The sequence below is a fragment of the Vibrio sp. 10N genome, from assembly GCF_036245475.1.
Lineage (GTDB): Bacteria > Pseudomonadota > Gammaproteobacteria > Enterobacterales > Vibrionaceae > Vibrio.
Genome location: NZ_BTPM01000001.1, coordinates 1,567,715 through 1,584,129, shown reverse-complemented (window position 1 = coordinate 1,584,129; position 16,415 = coordinate 1,567,715). Strand labels below are relative to the sequence as shown.

The 16,415-nt window shown below is 44.3% G+C and carries 16 protein-coding genes; 1 reads left to right on the top strand and 15 read right to left on the bottom strand.

All coding sequences use genetic code 11. The annotated features are described in order from the left end of the window. Positions 1–3 precede the first annotated feature (3 nt). The 10 genes from AAA946_RS07385 to AAA946_RS07340 all read right to left on the bottom strand — a co-directional run bounded on the left by AAA946_RS07385 (position 4) and on the right by AAA946_RS07340 (position 8,126). Positions 4–1,224: an AAA family ATPase gene (locus AAA946_RS07385; protein ID WP_338164278.1), complete on the bottom strand. Its 1,221-nt coding sequence runs from the start codon at positions 1,222–1,224 to the stop codon at positions 4–6. Between the two features lie 10 nt (positions 1,225–1,234). After that, on the bottom strand, positions 1,235–1,756 hold the full coding sequence (locus tag AAA946_RS07380; protein ID WP_338164277.1) for a TadE family protein: 522 nt from the start codon (positions 1,754–1,756) through the stop codon (positions 1,235–1,237). After that, complete coding sequence (locus AAA946_RS07375; protein WP_338164276.1) at positions 1,753–2,190, bottom strand: TadE/TadG family type IV pilus assembly protein; 438 nt, start codon at positions 2,188–2,190, stop codon at positions 1,753–1,755. Before AAA946_RS07375 ends, AAA946_RS07380 begins: the two co-directional genes overlap by 4 nt. Before the next feature lies 1 nt (position 2,191). Continuing rightward, positions 2,192–3,400 carry a pilus assembly protein TadG-related protein gene (locus AAA946_RS07370; protein ID WP_338164275.1) on the bottom strand — a complete coding sequence of 403 codons (1,209 nt, stop codon included), beginning with the start codon at positions 3,398–3,400 and terminating at the stop codon, positions 2,192–2,194. 15 nt (positions 3,401–3,415) lie between these two features. After that, positions 3,416–3,697, bottom strand: coding sequence for a hypothetical protein (locus AAA946_RS07365; protein WP_445206064.1), 282 nt, complete (start codon positions 3,695–3,697; stop codon positions 3,416–3,418). Between the two features lie 9 nt (positions 3,698–3,706). Next, the gene (locus AAA946_RS07360; protein WP_338164274.1) at positions 3,707–5,188 is read right to left on the bottom strand and encodes a type II and III secretion system protein family protein; all 1,482 of its coding nucleotides are present in this window, start codon (positions 5,186–5,188) and stop codon (positions 3,707–3,709) included. A gap of 9 nt (positions 5,189–5,197) precedes the next feature. Continuing rightward, entirely contained in the window at positions 5,198–5,953 is a 756-nt protein-coding gene (gene cpaB, locus AAA946_RS07355) for a Flp pilus assembly protein CpaB (protein WP_338164273.1), read from the bottom strand. Next, positions 5,946–7,295, bottom strand: a complete 1,350-nt coding sequence (locus AAA946_RS07350; RefSeq protein WP_338164272.1) for an AAA family ATPase — start codon at positions 7,293–7,295, stop codon at positions 5,946–5,948. Before AAA946_RS07350 ends, cpaB begins: the two co-directional genes overlap by 8 nt. A 19-nt stretch (positions 7,296–7,314) precedes the next feature. Further along, complete coding sequence (locus tag AAA946_RS07345; RefSeq protein WP_338164271.1) at positions 7,315–7,821, bottom strand: A24 family peptidase; 507 nt, start codon at positions 7,819–7,821, stop codon at positions 7,315–7,317. A 125-nt stretch (positions 7,822–7,946) separates the two neighbouring features. Beyond that, a complete protein-coding gene (locus tag AAA946_RS07340; protein ID WP_338164270.1) occupies positions 7,947–8,126 on the bottom strand; it encodes a Flp family type IVb pilin in 180 nt (59 codons plus the stop codon). 455 nt (positions 8,127–8,581) lie between these two features. Between AAA946_RS07340 and AAA946_RS07335 the strand changes: the two genes are divergently transcribed. Then, complete coding sequence (locus AAA946_RS07335) at positions 8,582–9,364, top strand: helix-turn-helix domain-containing protein (RefSeq protein ID WP_338164269.1); 783 nt, start codon at positions 8,582–8,584, stop codon at positions 9,362–9,364. 47 nt (positions 9,365–9,411) lie between these two features. Here the strand turns inward: AAA946_RS07335 and AAA946_RS07330 are convergent, their stop codons facing one another. The 5 genes from AAA946_RS07330 to AAA946_RS07310 all read right to left on the bottom strand — a co-directional run bounded on the left by AAA946_RS07330 (position 9,412) and on the right by AAA946_RS07310 (position 16,415). Beyond that, entirely contained in the window at positions 9,412–10,578 is a 1,167-nt protein-coding gene (locus AAA946_RS07330) for a glycosyltransferase family 2 protein (RefSeq protein WP_338164268.1), read from the bottom strand. A gap of 50 nt (positions 10,579–10,628) precedes the next feature. Then, positions 10,629–12,377, bottom strand: coding sequence for a hypothetical protein (locus tag AAA946_RS07325; protein WP_338164267.1), 1,749 nt, complete (start codon positions 12,375–12,377; stop codon positions 10,629–10,631). 190 nt (positions 12,378–12,567) lie between these two features. Then, positions 12,568–13,998, bottom strand: coding sequence for a hypothetical protein (locus tag AAA946_RS07320; RefSeq protein WP_338164266.1), 1,431 nt, complete (start codon positions 13,996–13,998; stop codon positions 12,568–12,570). A gap of 192 nt (positions 13,999–14,190) precedes the next feature. Further along, positions 14,191–14,811 carry an OmpA family protein gene (locus AAA946_RS07315; RefSeq protein ID WP_338164265.1) on the bottom strand — a complete coding sequence of 207 codons (621 nt, stop codon included), beginning with the start codon at positions 14,809–14,811 and terminating at the stop codon, positions 14,191–14,193. A gap of 8 nt (positions 14,812–14,819) precedes the next feature. Then, on the bottom strand, positions 14,820–16,415 hold the full coding sequence (locus tag AAA946_RS07310; RefSeq protein ID WP_338164264.1) for a pilus assembly protein TadG-related protein: 1,596 nt from the start codon (positions 16,413–16,415) through the stop codon (positions 14,820–14,822).

The following is a 16,415-nucleotide window of genomic DNA, read 5'->3' as shown; positions in this document are numbered from 1 at the left end:
TGGTTAGCTAAATATCTTCGATAACCAACCACTTGGCGCTGTCTCAACTTTCCCTAGTGACACACTCAATTTAGCGATTGCTTTGCTAAGCGCACTTTTCTTTTTAAAATCAATGACAGGCCTACCCAAGTTGGCACTTTCTGTTGCGACCTTGTAGTCGTTAGGGATGTTGTGTATCTCATAGTCTGGCAAGGTTTTATCTATATCAGCCAGAGTAATCGCTTGTTTGCTTGAGTATCGATTAACGATGACTTCAATGGCTTCTGTTGTCAGGCCATACTCGTATTTCAGGCTCTTACTAAGCTGACTGGCATTTTTCAAAGACATGTAGTTTTGTTGTACTACCAAAAACAACTTGGTGGCAGGGGTAATCAGAGGTGCAAACGTCGGCTCTACCCCTCTCGAGAAATCGATAATGATGTATTTGTAGAACTGCCTAAACAGCGGCACTATTTTCTGAATTTTCTCCGCTTTTTCCGCCGCATTTGCTCCTTGGCCTTTACCAAAACCGAGAATATGAAGGCGCTTTTGATACTTAGTTACAATGCCATTGATGGAGGACTCATCCAACTCCCCCATTACCTCTAGGGCGTCAAACATGGTATATCTTGGTGTGAGATCCAAATACTCTGGAACAGTCCCAAACTGAGTGTCAATATCGATCAAGAGCACTTCGTTTGGAAAGGACTCCGCAAGCTGGAGTGCGACATTAATCGCCATTGTTGACGCACCGTTTCCCCCTTTAGTATTTAAAAAGATGAACAGCTCTCCCATGTCCCGATTCACTATCTTTTGCTCTGCCATGTTTTGTAATATCGGTAACAAATCCCCCATACTGGCATGTTCTGATAGAAAATCCGACGCCCCAATCCTGAGTGCGACTCTCAACATGGCGGTATCTGAATCATCACCAAACACAATCAGCGAAGCATCGGAGTCTTTGAACGGCAAATCGTAATCATGCAATTCTGCTACCTTTGTGGCCCAATCAAGTTTCCCCTCAACAAATATCGCGTCGGGCGCATGCAAAGTTCTTAATGCATCGGGACTCACCAAATTGAGAGATACAGGCTCACACACGGTATTCTTACTTTTCTTCAACTCTTCAGTAATGTGTGTTTTGAACCCATCGGTTGCATACAATACCCATATATTGAGATTGGTGCGAAGCGCATAAGTGACACTGTCACTTAGATTCTTGTTAATTGGTACTGGCTCACCCATATTGTCACTCCTAACAATCTTCTATCGTTCCGTTGGTGGATCCTGTATTGGGCCTAACGATCCCTAAACTCTCTACTGGTAGCAATGTTTTAAAACTGGGTACATCTATTGCCCCTCCATCACCAATAAATGAAAGCAGAGGAAAAAATTGAAACTGAAACCCTGAAATTTCTGCACTGACATAGCGTATTTGCGACATGATGGCCGCTTGGGCGCCGGATGAAAGGCCACTAAAACCCGCCACCGATACTGTACTACCTCCAGAATCGACGTAATCAATCACAAGGTTCTCTGCCGCAAAGCCGCTTGGGCGATTTTCTATCACTTCTGGCATACTTGGAATGTCAGCCTGATCGGTGATCGCACACACGGTTGCTAATCGTGCCGCCTTTCTAGTCATCTCGTTTAGCATTTGCATCGAAAACATGTAGCGCCCGACCTCAAATGCAAAAAATACCAACACCAATAAGCCCCAGGCGATCACCGTAAACTCAATGATGGTCATGCCTGATTGTTTTTTTGCCATATTCATAATCCAGCCTCCATTACTGCTGAAGCTGAAAAGTTAATACTCATGTCATTGCCTAAAAAAGGCAGAGTTGCGAAAGTCGGTACATAGTCAAACGTCGCCGTAACCGTCACCAATTCATCGCTGAGGGAGACCGAGACATTTTCCGTAGTCAGCCCATCCAGAACTGCAGTTCCGGAATCCACATTGGCACCGTATACCACCACATTCTGGATCTCTGTCGTCGGCGCAATTTGGTTTGTTGTCGCTGTGCCGTAGATGGCTGTCACGGCATAGCGAGCGCCATTACGAACCGCTTTGTTGAGGGCTTGATATTCAACAAGCAAATTGCCTAGCTCAAGGCATATGGTCATGAACACAATAAGCAACGGTGTCATCATGACAAACTCGATCGCGGCCAGTCCTCTCTGCTTGGACTTACGAATTAAATGGCGCATATCAAGCCTCCCCGCTCAATGGATCTTTATAGAGCTGAATTTTGAAGATACCTTCTGCACTTGGGGTGGTTCCAGTTGAACCATTAGTCACCGTGCAGTCCTCTAAAAACTCTCCATATACACCTTGTTTTGCACCATTGTTATCTGGTGCCTGCTGAATCAAGAAAAAGCAGCCAATCGCTGTAATCGGCAAGGTGTCCGTACCACCACTAGCGCCTGTACAGTCCACCATAGGCACAGGGAGGATTCTTCGTCCCGCTTCTCCGGCGGTGCAGCTCCCAGATGCCGTTCCATCACAGCCAGCAGAGCCCACTTCGTAGTCGGCATATAGAAAAGAGTTGTCGTACACCACGTTACCATCAGCATCGGTGGTTGCGGGTGTACCAGGTTCTTGGACATACACATCAGGTGGATACTCTTCTGGAGACGTACCACCACCAGAATAGACCCCAAACCTAGTATTTAGTCCTTGTCCAACCGGACCTACTGATGCGCCCGGCTTGGTTTGTGCTGAGTTCGTTATATCAATACATTGATCATAGCCACCGGCCAACGCACTCCGCACAGTCGATGCACCAGAGCCAAAATCAAGTAATTGGAAGTTACCTGGCCCCATTTCTGTGGAGTTCTGATCCGCTACTTTCAGTTCGTAGACCTGTTGGAAGTTATATCCTAAAAAGTCATTGGGCCCACTGGACGTATCCGCACAAACCGCCATCGGCACGACATTGCAAGCATAAATAAGCGTTGAGCTTGGTCCTGCTACCGCGGCAGCGCCGGACTCTTTATCGACTCCAAAGTAACCTAGAAAATACGATGTTAAGGGAACGTCGGTAACGGAAACACGAACATAAGTATCACCACTACTGTCGTAACTACTTGAGAAATCCTGCGGGTCATTAGAAAACGTGATTGTGATGGATTCTGCTGGTATCACTACTTCCGTATTTCCCTCCGCAGCAAACATCGCACTAATCGTTGAGATAGCCGTTGCCTCTGCCACCGTATCGGTTTCTCCAGCACTTACTTTTACAGCAGCAGCTAATGCCGCTGCATCCACACCATTTTGCAGCCGAGTTTTGTTAAGCAATGCATGGTTGACATCCACTGCCAACGCAGTAAAAAACAAAAAGACCGCGAGTATCATGGTTATCAAGATCGTCGTTATACCCGACTGTCTCGCGATCCTAGTACTTGTATTGCATAACATAACTGCCTCCCAGCCTTAATTTCGGCTTGAACCACTCCGATTTTGTATGGCGAGGTTTCTTCCCATCACTTTCTCTGCCTTACCGTCGTATGCAGATTGCCCAGTGTAATCATCATAAGCAGCCTGCATGCGAGCCCCAGTACCATCAGGCACCACACCCAAATTTTTTGCGGTGGCCTCATGATCGTATGTTTGTTCATGTTTCAATTTAGCCACAGAGTATCCAAGCGGCTTATCGTTGGCGCAACCAATTAGCATGACACCAAGCACACCAACTAATAGAGTATATCTATTCATGTTAAATCCTTATAAATCATGACCAAATGAGCCTTCCGAACCACCACTTGTGGCGGGTATAGCGGTCGCCGAAGTGGGTTCGTATGCTTTGGATGCATCTTCCATATCTGCTATGTAGGAGCTTTGACCCAGCAGGTAATATTCCAGATCATTGGGTTTTACAAATGCATCGGTTGGCAACAGAATTTTGCTTCGGTCTACTGGTTGCGCCAATCTCGGCGTCACTAAAATCACCAACTCAGTTTCACCAGACACGAACTCTTGGCTATTGAACAGTTGCCCCAACACTGGGATGTCACCCACTCCTGGCAGCTTACTGGATATGTCTCGTACGTTTTCACTGAGTAAACCAGCAATACCTATCGTTTGGCCATCAGCAAGCTCAAGCGTTGAAGCTGCTGTGCGCTTGGTAATCGGCGGTATCACGTAGGTCGCATTCGTCTCGATAGGATCAATAGTGAGAGACCCTGAATTCGCGATTTCACTGACATCCACCGACAGCACTAAATTGATTTTTTGATCAGATAAAATGGTAGGAACAAACTTGAGGCCAACACCGTACTCTTTATAGGCGATGGCGATACCATCTCTATCTGGTACAGGAATTGGGAACTCCCCACCTGCTAAGAACTCCGCCTTAGAACCGCTCAGTGCGGTTAAGTTTGGCTCGGCCAGTACTTTAGCGACACCATTCTGGCGAGCAATATCTAAAGCGAGAGTGAATAACGTATTGCCATCCAAAAACGTTGCAAGCAAGCCGGTTTCATCGATGTTTGGTGCGTTAAAGACGGGACCGACGACACCACCTACATCATCGATAATTGCGCCTCCACTGGTTGCGCCCCAACCAAAATTGCCGTTTTGATTAAAGAAATGAAAATCAGAATCGAAGCGTCTTACTAAGCTTCTTTGCACTTCTGCTACCGTCACCTCAAGCATCACCTGTTGCGCACCACCAATTGACATCAAATTGATAACGCTAGTGTTGTCGACCACTTCATCTTCAGACGACGTTTTATCATCCGCTACTTCACCAGCAGTGAAAGTTTCGGCGATTTTGACCGCCATGTTCATCACTGATTGGCTACTAACTTGGCCACTTAACACCAGCTTGTCTTGCGAACTGTGCACTTCAATAGTTTCATTAGGTAGGAATTCGAACAGTTTCGATTTCACGCCATTTAAATCGTGAGTCACCTCAATGTTGATTGACTCAATCAATCTGCCACGGCTATCCCAAGCCATTAAGTTAGTTGCCCCTAAACGCTTGCCGATCAAAAAGACTTCGTTAGAACGCAGCATCACAATATCTAACACTTCAGGGTCTCCAAGCGACACGCGTTTTGCCTTACCCGCTAAAATGACGTTGGTTGATTTATGGTGTGGCACCTTGACCACTTTCCCACTCTGAGTTGCTGCATAAACATTGGAATAAAGACCTACACAAAAATACAAACTCGCACAGGAAAGCAGCATTAAAATCCTTTTCATAACGACCCCTTAATCCCTAACTCTGATGTTTGAAGACTCGGTACCTTTAATGATAGTCACGCTAGGTGGCGCAACGTATCTTGTTTTCGCGACAGGCAGATCTTTTTGCAGTGGATTTCGCAGCGCGAGTTGAACTTCTCCTTCGCTTTGCGCCGTCATCAGCTTTTCGGCTTCTTTCGGTGTCACTTCAAGAGTCACGGCTCTCACAATGACCGGCTTGTTGTCATTGGTTCGTGCTGTTTGGTCTACAGCAAGCACCTTGATGTTTTTAAGTACAGTGGTGGAGCGCGCTTTGGTCTTGGAAATTTTACGCGTGTTGATGATGTCAACTTTGTTGCCAGGCAATAGGAAACCTGCCACACCAATAACATCATTAACCCTAATCGTTACTGCTCGCTTATCCTCACCAATGACAGCTGCTAGCGTGGACCCTTCTCCAGGTAATGCTACCCGCTCTCGGTGGACAACTTCGCCCTGATACAGCTTGGCTTTGGTTACTTTGCCTATGACGTCATCTACATTTCCAAAGTGGGTCTCTTCATTTTTCCACTCTTTTTCCAGCAACTTAACTGACACATGTTTGCCTTCGACTACAGTACCCGCGAGTAAATCTTGTTCAACGAATACCACTGGCTCTCGTTCAACGACCTCTTGCACGACTTCGGGTTGGACCTGATCATCCATCCACTTTTTCGCGAAAAAAACCGCTGCCAGGCCAATAACAATTGACACTAGCATCAACATAAAAACCTGTGATTTATTCATGATTTATTTCTCCCACTCCATCGGAAGTAAAATAAAGCCGCCAAGCAGCATCCAACACATTATTAGTTATGATATTTTCTCTCTCCTCAAAACTAATAATATCTCTACAAATCCCAATAATATCCTTGGGAATACATGGATAAAACGGCACTTTAAAATGATTATGTAGAAACAGTAGGTATTTCAATGCAGAAGGTGATGACTGCATATTATTTTTATTAAACATAGTCTCCACCAAATCAACATAATCGTCCTCTAACAGCGGCTGAAACTCCACTTTATAGCCTAGTCTTCTTAAAAAAGCGGGATCCGCTATCTCCATAGGATTAAGGTTAGTCGAAAAAGCCATTGTGAGCACAAAAGGAATAGTGATTTGTTGGCCGCTAGGTAATACCAAATGATCGACAGAATATTCCATCGGTACTATCCATCGATTCAGTAGCGCGTCGACCGAAACTTTTTGTCGTCCTAAATCATCAATAATCAACAACCCATTATTAGCTAGCATTTGTAAAGGGGCTAACCAAACGCGGTTGTGCTCTGAATGGTTCACTTCCAACATGTCTAAAGTTAACTCCCCGCCAACTTGAATATTTGGACGTTCACACAATGCCCAACGACGATCGTATTGCTGCTCAAGCAACACAGTACGAGCGGCAGAATTATTATCAACACGAGTATGATGGTGACCGGAAAACACTTTGATGATATTGCCAGACGTATAAACAGCATATGGGACATATACCGAAGTATCGAAAGCATTTAGAAGCTGTGCGGCCACAAAACTCTTACCTGTACCCGAGTGTCCATAAAGCAAAATCGCTCTGCCCGAGTTAATCGCAGGCCCCAGAAACGGGACTAACGAATCGGAGCCATGTACATCTTTTAGTGCATGCTCTACTTGCTCTCGGTTGATATTGCGTCTTCTGATATCCTGACAGGACACAACATACTCATAATCTTCAAGTGATACTGGTGCAGGCCCAACATAGGCATCTTTAAGAAATGCAATATCAGCTTCTTGCAATCCACTATTAGACAACCCATAAAGCACATGCTGTTTGCTATTGACCGTGCTAGACACAGAGTGCTTTTGATAGACCTCGATCAACGAACGTTTACGCAGGGTCAACATCAGATCATCTACAAGCTGCGTAGCAAGCGCCATCTTTTCAGAAAGGTGTACAATATCTGCTTTCACCTCATGCGCCAGATGCTTAAGAAGTAGATTTTCTAATACCGCAACAGGTACGTTGGTATCGCTCAAACTGGTTGGTACAACTGGAGGGTCAATTTGAGCTGTGAGCTGAGGTCGGTTTGTTGCTGACGTAAACGCGTTCATCGGACACTCCTTGTTCCTATTAGCTGAAATATGGCAATACGATCAATCCAGAAACAATGGCTGGTGCAAAAGGCACTTTGATAACGATAGGATTGACGGTTTTAGATCTTTGGATTCGACCGTAGACATTGCTGGTTATATAACTGTTGATAGATTCACGAAATGTGGTATTTGATTGAGATAAACGCTCAAGTAAAAAAAAGATGCTAATAACTCCCCCACAAAACACAGAAGAGATGTAGAAGTTACCAACATTGGAATATCCAAGCCACATAGACAATACCGCTATCAACTTGACATCACCCGCTGCAAAAACACCCAAACCATAGAGCACTAAACCGATAGCTAACGCAAACGCCGCTCCACCAATACTCGACAGTGCTTGTTCAGTGCCAAACCCTTCATTCGAGAGCAAAGACAGAAACACTATGAGTGCCAACAGCACTATGAGCTTGTTAGGAATTTTTTGCTCTCGGAGATCGTAGACAACGATAAGAAATAGCAGGGTCCATATAGCTAAGTTCATGACTCACATTCCCTTATTTTAGATAAACAGCGGGCGGTGATATCACCGCCCGTTTACGAAAAGCCGCTGCTTGAGTACTACGTTTAGAGTGCGACTCCTCGTAACGCGACGTTTTACGTTATTGTTTACGCACCGCCGCTCTCTGCATCTCCGATAGTATTACTTACTGCTGTAGCAAGTGCATCCCACGCGCCGCTTCCGCCCAATGCCAAAATAATAAGCGCTCCGCCAAGAACATACTCTACAACTGAAAGACCATCTTCTTCCTTGATAAAACGTGTAATAAAAGTTTTAAGTGATGACATGACTAATCTCCTTTATGATTGATTGCCGTTCAACGCAATTTCAGATTAGGAGATGGGCGTATGGAAATGTTAGGACAATTCTGATTAATTATTGGATTATTTTATCCCAATTAAAATACAAAAAAACACCATGGCCAACTAATTAAATTAGCAACAGAATAAGCCATAAGTTTATGCATCCAAGCTAAATAAAATAAAGAATAAACTAAAATACTAATCCCCCCACAGCTCGATGATAATTTCTTGCTATAACAAGCAGACTTCTGGACTAACTTAACTGGCTAACATTTGAGACTAAAACTATAAAACAACCACTTAGCATGAGACAGCGTTTCAACAGTGAGATTTAAAGCTGCTTAGCTAGGACTTTTTGGTCAATAAATTGAATTCTGAGAGTGGACAACTATGCTAAGTGAAAGGTTTAGTGAAGTTGTCGCATAAGTGAGAGTGGATTTATGGTGTACTGGTTAGGCAAATCAAGCTTGTTTCTGCCAGAAAATGTTCGCAGACTCGTTACAGAGAACTACTCCCCTAATGATATTGGAGATGATGTTTCCTACTTGACAGAGGCGCATGTAAAATATGCCTTCTTGTATCTAGATAGTAATGTCGACGAAACGCTATTTATCCGTAGTGTAAGAATTTGCAAGAACTTAGGCCGAGCTTTAGTGGTGGTTCATCATACAGGCACGCCCGACTCCTTTATAGACGACAACATGGTATTTGCCCATATTCCAGTTGACGCTAAAAATGTCACCAAAGCCTTTGCCAGTCTTGATGTAAAACTGAGAGCTTATGGCCTAAATACTGTCAGTGACGCCCCATCTCGTCGCACCGTCGATACAGAAGCAGACCAACCTTTAGACAATATGAGTGACAAAGAGCAACTCGTATCGAAAATGCTTACTTACATTGATGACAATTTAGTCAAAAATCTCAAAGAAAAAGACGTGGCGGAGCATTGCAACCTTTCGGTCACCTACTTTTCTAAAACCTTTCATCGTCATTTAGGGGTGAATTTTCGTGACTACGTGATCAACAAAAAACTTTCTTTGGCAAAAGATCTACTTAAGCAAGATATGCGTTGCCAGGTCTCTGTGGTCGCATATCAATGTGGATTTAATGATGTGTCTTATTTTTCTCGTATGTTCAAAAAGCGCGTCGGGATGAGCCCAGGAACCTATAGAAACTTTGGCGGAAAAATCGAAGTCCCCATTGGTAAATCCAAACAACCTTAACATGCGCCGTCTAACTATTAGAACTCGTCTCCAGACGGCCTAGTCTCTTAATCAGTCTGTTTAATACCCATTACTCCGATAATGAATGCACTACAGAAAGTCTGTATACCGCAAGTAATAAACGTCATGGAGAGCACAATTAAACGACTTAGCTCGGGGGAAGGCAACTCACCGAAGTCAACGAGGTACCATTGGAAAACACACCACATCATTACCAGTCCACCAACGACTCCAGTTACTAAGCCAATCAAAGCCCCCACTTCTAAAGTGATCTTATCGAGCCAGTGTTTGTAACTCGGCATAGGCAAAAAGCCTTTTTTTAGGGCATATTTTCTAACCACTAACCCTAAAGAAGCACACTGAAAACCAACAAGGAGACTCAGACAGCCCGCAAAAAAGGTTTTGTTTTCAAATTCAACACCCATGACTGTAATAGGACCAGAAAACAGACTGACGATCGTAAGAGCTCCGAACAGAAGCAACAAACAAGCTGGATAGAAGAACAACCAATTGGGTGAATACATGAATAGGAAACACAAGTGCCGCCAACCGTCTCGCCAAGTACGTAAGTGAGGTGAACGAGTGCGTCCATCTGGATGCAGTTTGGTGGGCACTTCGTCTATCTTCAGCTCAGCGAGCGAGCTTCGCACTACCATTTCACTCGCAAACTCCATACCCGTCGTATTAAGGTGTAACTGATTAATGCTGTGTCGATTAAAACCACGCAGGCCACAGTGAAAATCTCCACAGGAAATGTTAAAAAAGACCCGTCCGATCATACTCAGTACTGGGTTTCCCAAATATTTATGTAAAAATGGCATGGCCCCTGGTTCAATTCCGCCTTTGAAACGGTTGCCCATGACGAGTTCGGCACCTGAGCGTAAGCTATCCACAAAACCGTCAAGTTCACTAAAGTCGTAACTATCATCGGCATCACCCATTATGATATAGCGACTTCTTGCCTGCTTTATCCCCCCCAACAGTGCAGCACCGTATCCTTTCTCTTTGACATCAATAACTCTTGCCCCGAGGTCGGTTGCAATCTTTTGTGAACCGTCACTGCTTCCGTTGTCCGCAATCAGTACCTCTCCGCTAATGCCTCGCGACTCAATAAAGCTCAGCGCTTTTTTAATGCAGATGGCTAGAGTTTCAGCCTCATTCAGGCACGGCATGAGTACTGTTAGCTCTTTTTCGACCTGTTCATCGTCTTTCATTGTGCTTTTCCTTCCATGGTCCATCGCAGCAACACGATTTCGAACACTGTTCACGGGAGATGTGGGTTCACGCGATATAGGCGTTGCCCAGATGCGGATGTAGCAACGGGAATGAGCCAAATGGGTGGCATTTCATTGAGTAATCGCTGTAATAAACTGTCTGGCGTCATCACGCGGCCAAAATAAGGGATCTGCTTGTCATTGACGTCCAGATAGAGATAACTAATGCCCTCTTTCACCACTGCCGAATGCGCCCAAAGCAAATCTTCAGTCAACATAACCTGCATATAGAGAAGGTTCCCACGAACATTCCTGTGGTATGGCGCAGCAATGATCGCATGGTCGGTCATGCTAAGCAGTTGAGCTCCTGCTTCCATCGGTGCAAACACTTTTGCAGGTTCGATCGGTTGCTGTTTGATAAAAGCGATACCGTCCGAGTATCGGGTTTCCACTTTCGCACTTGTGTTCGTTGGCTGTTGCGTCATTAAGAATGTCGCATAAGCCATCACCATCGGTGACAGCAATAAAACTGGGATCAGCCGAATTATCGGAACCTTGATGTGTTGAAGCACTGCCGCTGCCAAAAGGCTTTGCAAGGGTAACGCCAATAGTGCAGAAAAATAGATGGTTCGCATTTGCCAAAATAATGCGGGAATAAGGGAGACTGCAAACATCATCCAGAGGAGTTTTTGAGAGTGCGTTTTCAGAAAACCGATACTTAAAATAGGCGCCAATAAAGTCACTAAGTACGCGGCAATGAAAAAGCTCTGACTGTATGACCATGCGCTAGGATGGAATGCTACCACTAGCGGTTTAGCTTCTGTTACATGTTCAAGCCACAAAGTACTTAGTAACGTTGGGTATCCTTGATAAGGAGACGCCAATGGTTCAGGGTTAAAATAGTAAAAGACAGGAATCACAACCAGTGACGTTGCCACTAATACTAAGACAGTCGGTCGATACGAAGTAACCAGTAACACAAGCCATGCGGCTAAGAAATACCCTAGAAGCGGCAATGAAATCACATCATACAATGGTGCCGTTAGCTGCGCCGGAGGAAATAGCACCACTAACCCTATGCTGCCGAGCAAGAAAATAGACAAAGCCGCTTCACGTAACCAAGTAATTTTATGCGGCGCCTTGATCACTTCATTCAACGTGATACCAGCTAACATGAGCACAAAAAACGGCAAAACTTCCAACCCAATCAGCAACGAAACCGATACGGTGCCACTCACCACCAGCACATAAGCTGATTTGGATATATGCGGCGAAAACACTGCCAGAGTAAAAAGTGTAAATAACAGCAGTTGGATATTGTGATGATCAATCTGGCCAGGGAAACATTTTAGTGCTGCGAGCGAGGTTACGGTAAAAAAGCACGACAGCATGACTGAAGAGCGCCCAACAATATTTTCTGTGATCGCAGCAACCAGTATGATCATTACCATCAGATAAACGACTGGCACAATTGCTATTGCAAGTTGAAGTGCTAACTCTGAGTCCACTACCAAGTAAAACAGGTAATAGAACGCCAATATTGGCAAATCAGGAAGGCGTGACCAATGGATTATTTGACCATCTTGAGGATTGAACTTATCTAGAGGCAGCAGCCACAGCGAAGGAGACTGGATATACACTTGCAATTGATGCAAGCGCATAAAGTTATCATTATCGCCCAGCTGCCAAGCAGCTACATTCGGCCAATGTCTGAACAACAGCGCTGCTGCAACACAGATGGCGAATGCCATCACTGTCCATTGTGATTGATGTTTGGAGAACAATTTCGATTCTTGCACTCAGCTGTCCCTGCTAATCCCGCAACAAAGGCCTCAAGGCCTACCTTGAGACTAGTCGAGTATGTCGTGAGTTCAAGTCTCTATTTTGAAACACATTTCTAATTTTTCACCCGCAAAAGTCACACAAAAAAGGCCCCAACACTAGCTAGTATTGAGGCCTTTAAACAGTAATAGAGATTGGAAAGAGTGACTAGTTTGTCATACTCACCATGCAAATGAAGCGATTGGTATCGAAAGTCTTATCGAATACGTCTTTTTTCTGCGCAGAATAAACCGTGCCCTCGTCAGTCCAATAGTCACCCGGCTTGAGATCTGCATACAACTCTAGATACTTGTACGCCGCCTTCGTTGGCAACTTAGACGATAATTTTTGCTCACAATACTGTGTCGCATCGTCACGACTTAGAAATACCTCGGCGGATTTGTTGTTGCCACGATAGACGGGATATAAATAGGTAAACACTTCATCTTTATATACAACGGTATTCGAAAACGTGCCCACTTCCTGTTTTGGTGACTTCTTCACCTTAGCGGTTTGTGGATCATTCAATACTTTCTTGGTGATCTGTGCCGCTTCATTCTTTTTAGCGCTCTTTGTAGTGACAGCAGCTGGCTTGGCTGCCGCTTTCTTTTGAGTTTTCTTCGCGAATGGGAAGAAGTAATCACCGTCGTTTTTCAAATTCAGACGCAGTGATTGTGTTTTACCGTTGTTCACGGCTTTTACGTTGTAAACGCCTACGTAGTTGCCGGACAATTCAATCACATCACCACTGCCGACTTTCTCGTCATTGATATAATAATCGGTCGTTGCCGAATTCGAGCGAAATACGAAGCGAATTTTATCTAGATTAAGAGCTTTACGTATTTCACCTTCTAGGTTGGAGTTAAAGGCATTTTTATACTCGGCAGAAACGGTATACGTTAGGTCACCATTCAGTTTTTGTGTCGCATCAACCACTTTGTATGACGTCAAGTTGATGCGCTCAGAGCCACCCTTTTCAAGCGCAAACGCGTTTTTCATATACGGCAAATTACGGTTCACACAGGCAGATAAACTCTCGGTGACCTTACATTCAAGCTTGCCTGAGTAGTCTTCTCGATGAACTTCATTCGCTTCTTTCAAATGACGATCTTTAATGCTGCGATATAGCGCCAATAACTGGTCATTTTTGTCACGCTCAATTTGCGTCACACTGGCTTGATTAGAAGCGATGGTTTTATTGAGTTCTTTAAGCTTGGTTTCAGCATCGGCTAACTCAGTATTGAGTTTGTTAATGGAGGTCGATACGCCGCGTAAAGCTAAAGCAATACCTTCATCGTATTCACCCTGCAAAAGTTTCTCTTGAAAAACTTGAGAGTCAGCTTTGATGATATCAAGACTATTCAGCAGTTTAATTTTATTGGCTTCAATACTTGAAGAGGTCTTGTTGTAAAGAGAGATGGTGTCATCTAGGCCAACTTCGTTATAGCGAGTCGAATATTCACTGTTAATGGTGTCTAACTTCGTTTGCTCAGTACTATTAACCAGCTCAGAAGCCCAAGCGCCTGACATCACCGTCACGCTCGCTAACGTGATCCATGTTTTCGCTCTCAAGTGTGGTAATAATTTTTCTAGATTCACAACAACCTCATAATCCTTCTTAACCGCCTGAACATTTCCATATGCGGCTTATTTTTATAAAATGAAGGGTTTCTTACTGATATAATTTTCTATTCTATCAAAGCCCCATAGCAGTGTCGCTACAATGAGGCGTAATTGTGTGATCTTATTCATCAATTAAGAGGGAGTTCAAGAATTGCGTGAAGCCCCTCATTAATTCTCCGATACAGCATAGATCTCAGCACGGCGATTTTGAGCGCGATTCTCAGCACTATTATTCGGGACCAATGGCTCGCTTTCGCCTAATGACTTAACAGTAATACTGTCTCGCTCGATACCTTGAAACAGCAAAACATCGTGCACCGATAGAGCACGGCGTAGCCCCAACCCTTGGTTGTATTGCGCAGAGCCTTGGCTGTCGGTGTGCCCTTCTATTATTAGGTCATAGGCGGCCTCTGACAGCTTGGCACTGGTTTTGTTTAGCGAAGTTCTCGCCATGGGAGTTAACCCGTCACTATCAAAGGCAAAGTTTACACGCACCACTGGATTGTCTGTACCCGCTTGAATGACTGACATAACAGACGTGCAATCCTTACTATCAAATACCACGCTGCTTTGCTTTGCCAACATTGAGGCAAACTCATCACTAAATCCAGACTGCTCAATACTGAGCTTGCCTTCCCTGTGCTGAGCGATAGCCCTTACATCAGAGACAGATACCGAGTACTGCTGTTCACCCGCACTATTTTGACAATATACCTGGAACTGCTCTTCGCTAGCATGGCTACTCATCGCAATAACGGATAGCGCGGCGGCGCTCATTAAATATTTCATGATTTCTCCTAGTACAACTTGGTTACGCCGCTGCTCTTGGAGCCTTTGCGGATTAGCTCTTCTATTTTTTCTATAAGTTCATCGAGGTTTTTAACGTCGATAATGTCTTCATCTTTATCAGCTACACAATTCTGAAACCCCAAACTGTTGGTGGCATCGTCATCAATGCCAATAACACCAATATAGAGGCCCGGTATCTCCTCCCTGGCTTTATCGCAAATCCCTTTTTTATTGCCGCCAGGTTTAACTAATTTGTTCAAAATTCCGTTGTTTGGACTTTCTTGGCCGTCACTCAGTATGAGCAACATCTTTATTTTTTTATTGTAGATTTCTTGGACATCTTCATCATCGCTGTTTGGGTTTCCCTTCGCCAACAATTGAATACCTCGAATGATGCCTTGAAAAGCAGCCGTGCTACCACCAGCCCACATATCGTCAACATCTGAAAGGTTTTGTACATTATTTGTCAGTTCAATGTTTCTAAACTGGCTACCAGAGCCACTTCCAAATCCTGAGTAGAGAGTATTATTGTCAACACGATAGAACGTTGTTACCGAAGGAAAATGGTTAGTCATCACATCGTCAATCGTCATATCAAAGTCAACATAGTTGTAATTTTCAGTGTGATAGCGGTAGCCGTTCCACCATAAACCCATCACATCTCTAAGGCGCTTTGCCTCGTTGTGTTCTTTTTTTGTTTCATTCGGGCAGTCGTCTTTATCATCAGCACAATTTCGGATAGACCACTCACGATAGTTCCGCCACTTATTCCAATCTACTTTTTCGTAGGGTTTCTTAGTGCCACCATCTCTAATATCTGAGCGATAACGCAACTGGCTTACCGCATAGACATGATCATCACTACCTGTTTCACGAGTACGAATATTGTAAGGTATGAAAGCAATTCGATTTTTAACTTTGTCAGCTTGTTCACTTTGTTCTTCATTGCACTGTTCAACTTCACCATTTATCGCGAGGTCTGAGTCTTTCTTACTACATAATATTCGTGATGAAATAGATGAAATTGCCAGGGTCAAATCATCAATTTTTCTTTCACCTTCTGAGCAGTAATTAGTACTCCCCCAACACCAATTCATTGAACCTGAAAAATCGGAAACAAAGGCGATATCAATATTGTTATCACCCAAATACGCCGGATACTTACGTGCTAACGAATAACCTGCTAAGTCCTGAGTGTCATCAAAAGAGGGAATAAAAGAGCTCACAAACCATGAATCATGGGTCGTAGTCGCATTGACTGTGTACTGAGTATACTCGTCCTGATCCTTATCCAAGTCTTGATCTTGAACGAATCTTGTCGTGGTTACAGAGCTCGACTTAATATCTCGAACATAGTTTTCCACGTAGCGCTTAGCCAATGCTTGTGAATCGCTCTCAACGTCTTCAATCGTCACCGCTATTGCTGCTGCCTCAGCGGCATCACGCAATCGACTCGTTTCTTGAACATATCGCGTCCCTTCAACCGCCCAGAAGGTAAACCCCATGATCGGCACCAACGTCAGCCCCATCCAAATCGCTGCTGCGCCAGATTGTCTATTCAGGTTAGGTCTTGATTGAGCCCTTTTTTTCGGCTTAACGGTCAT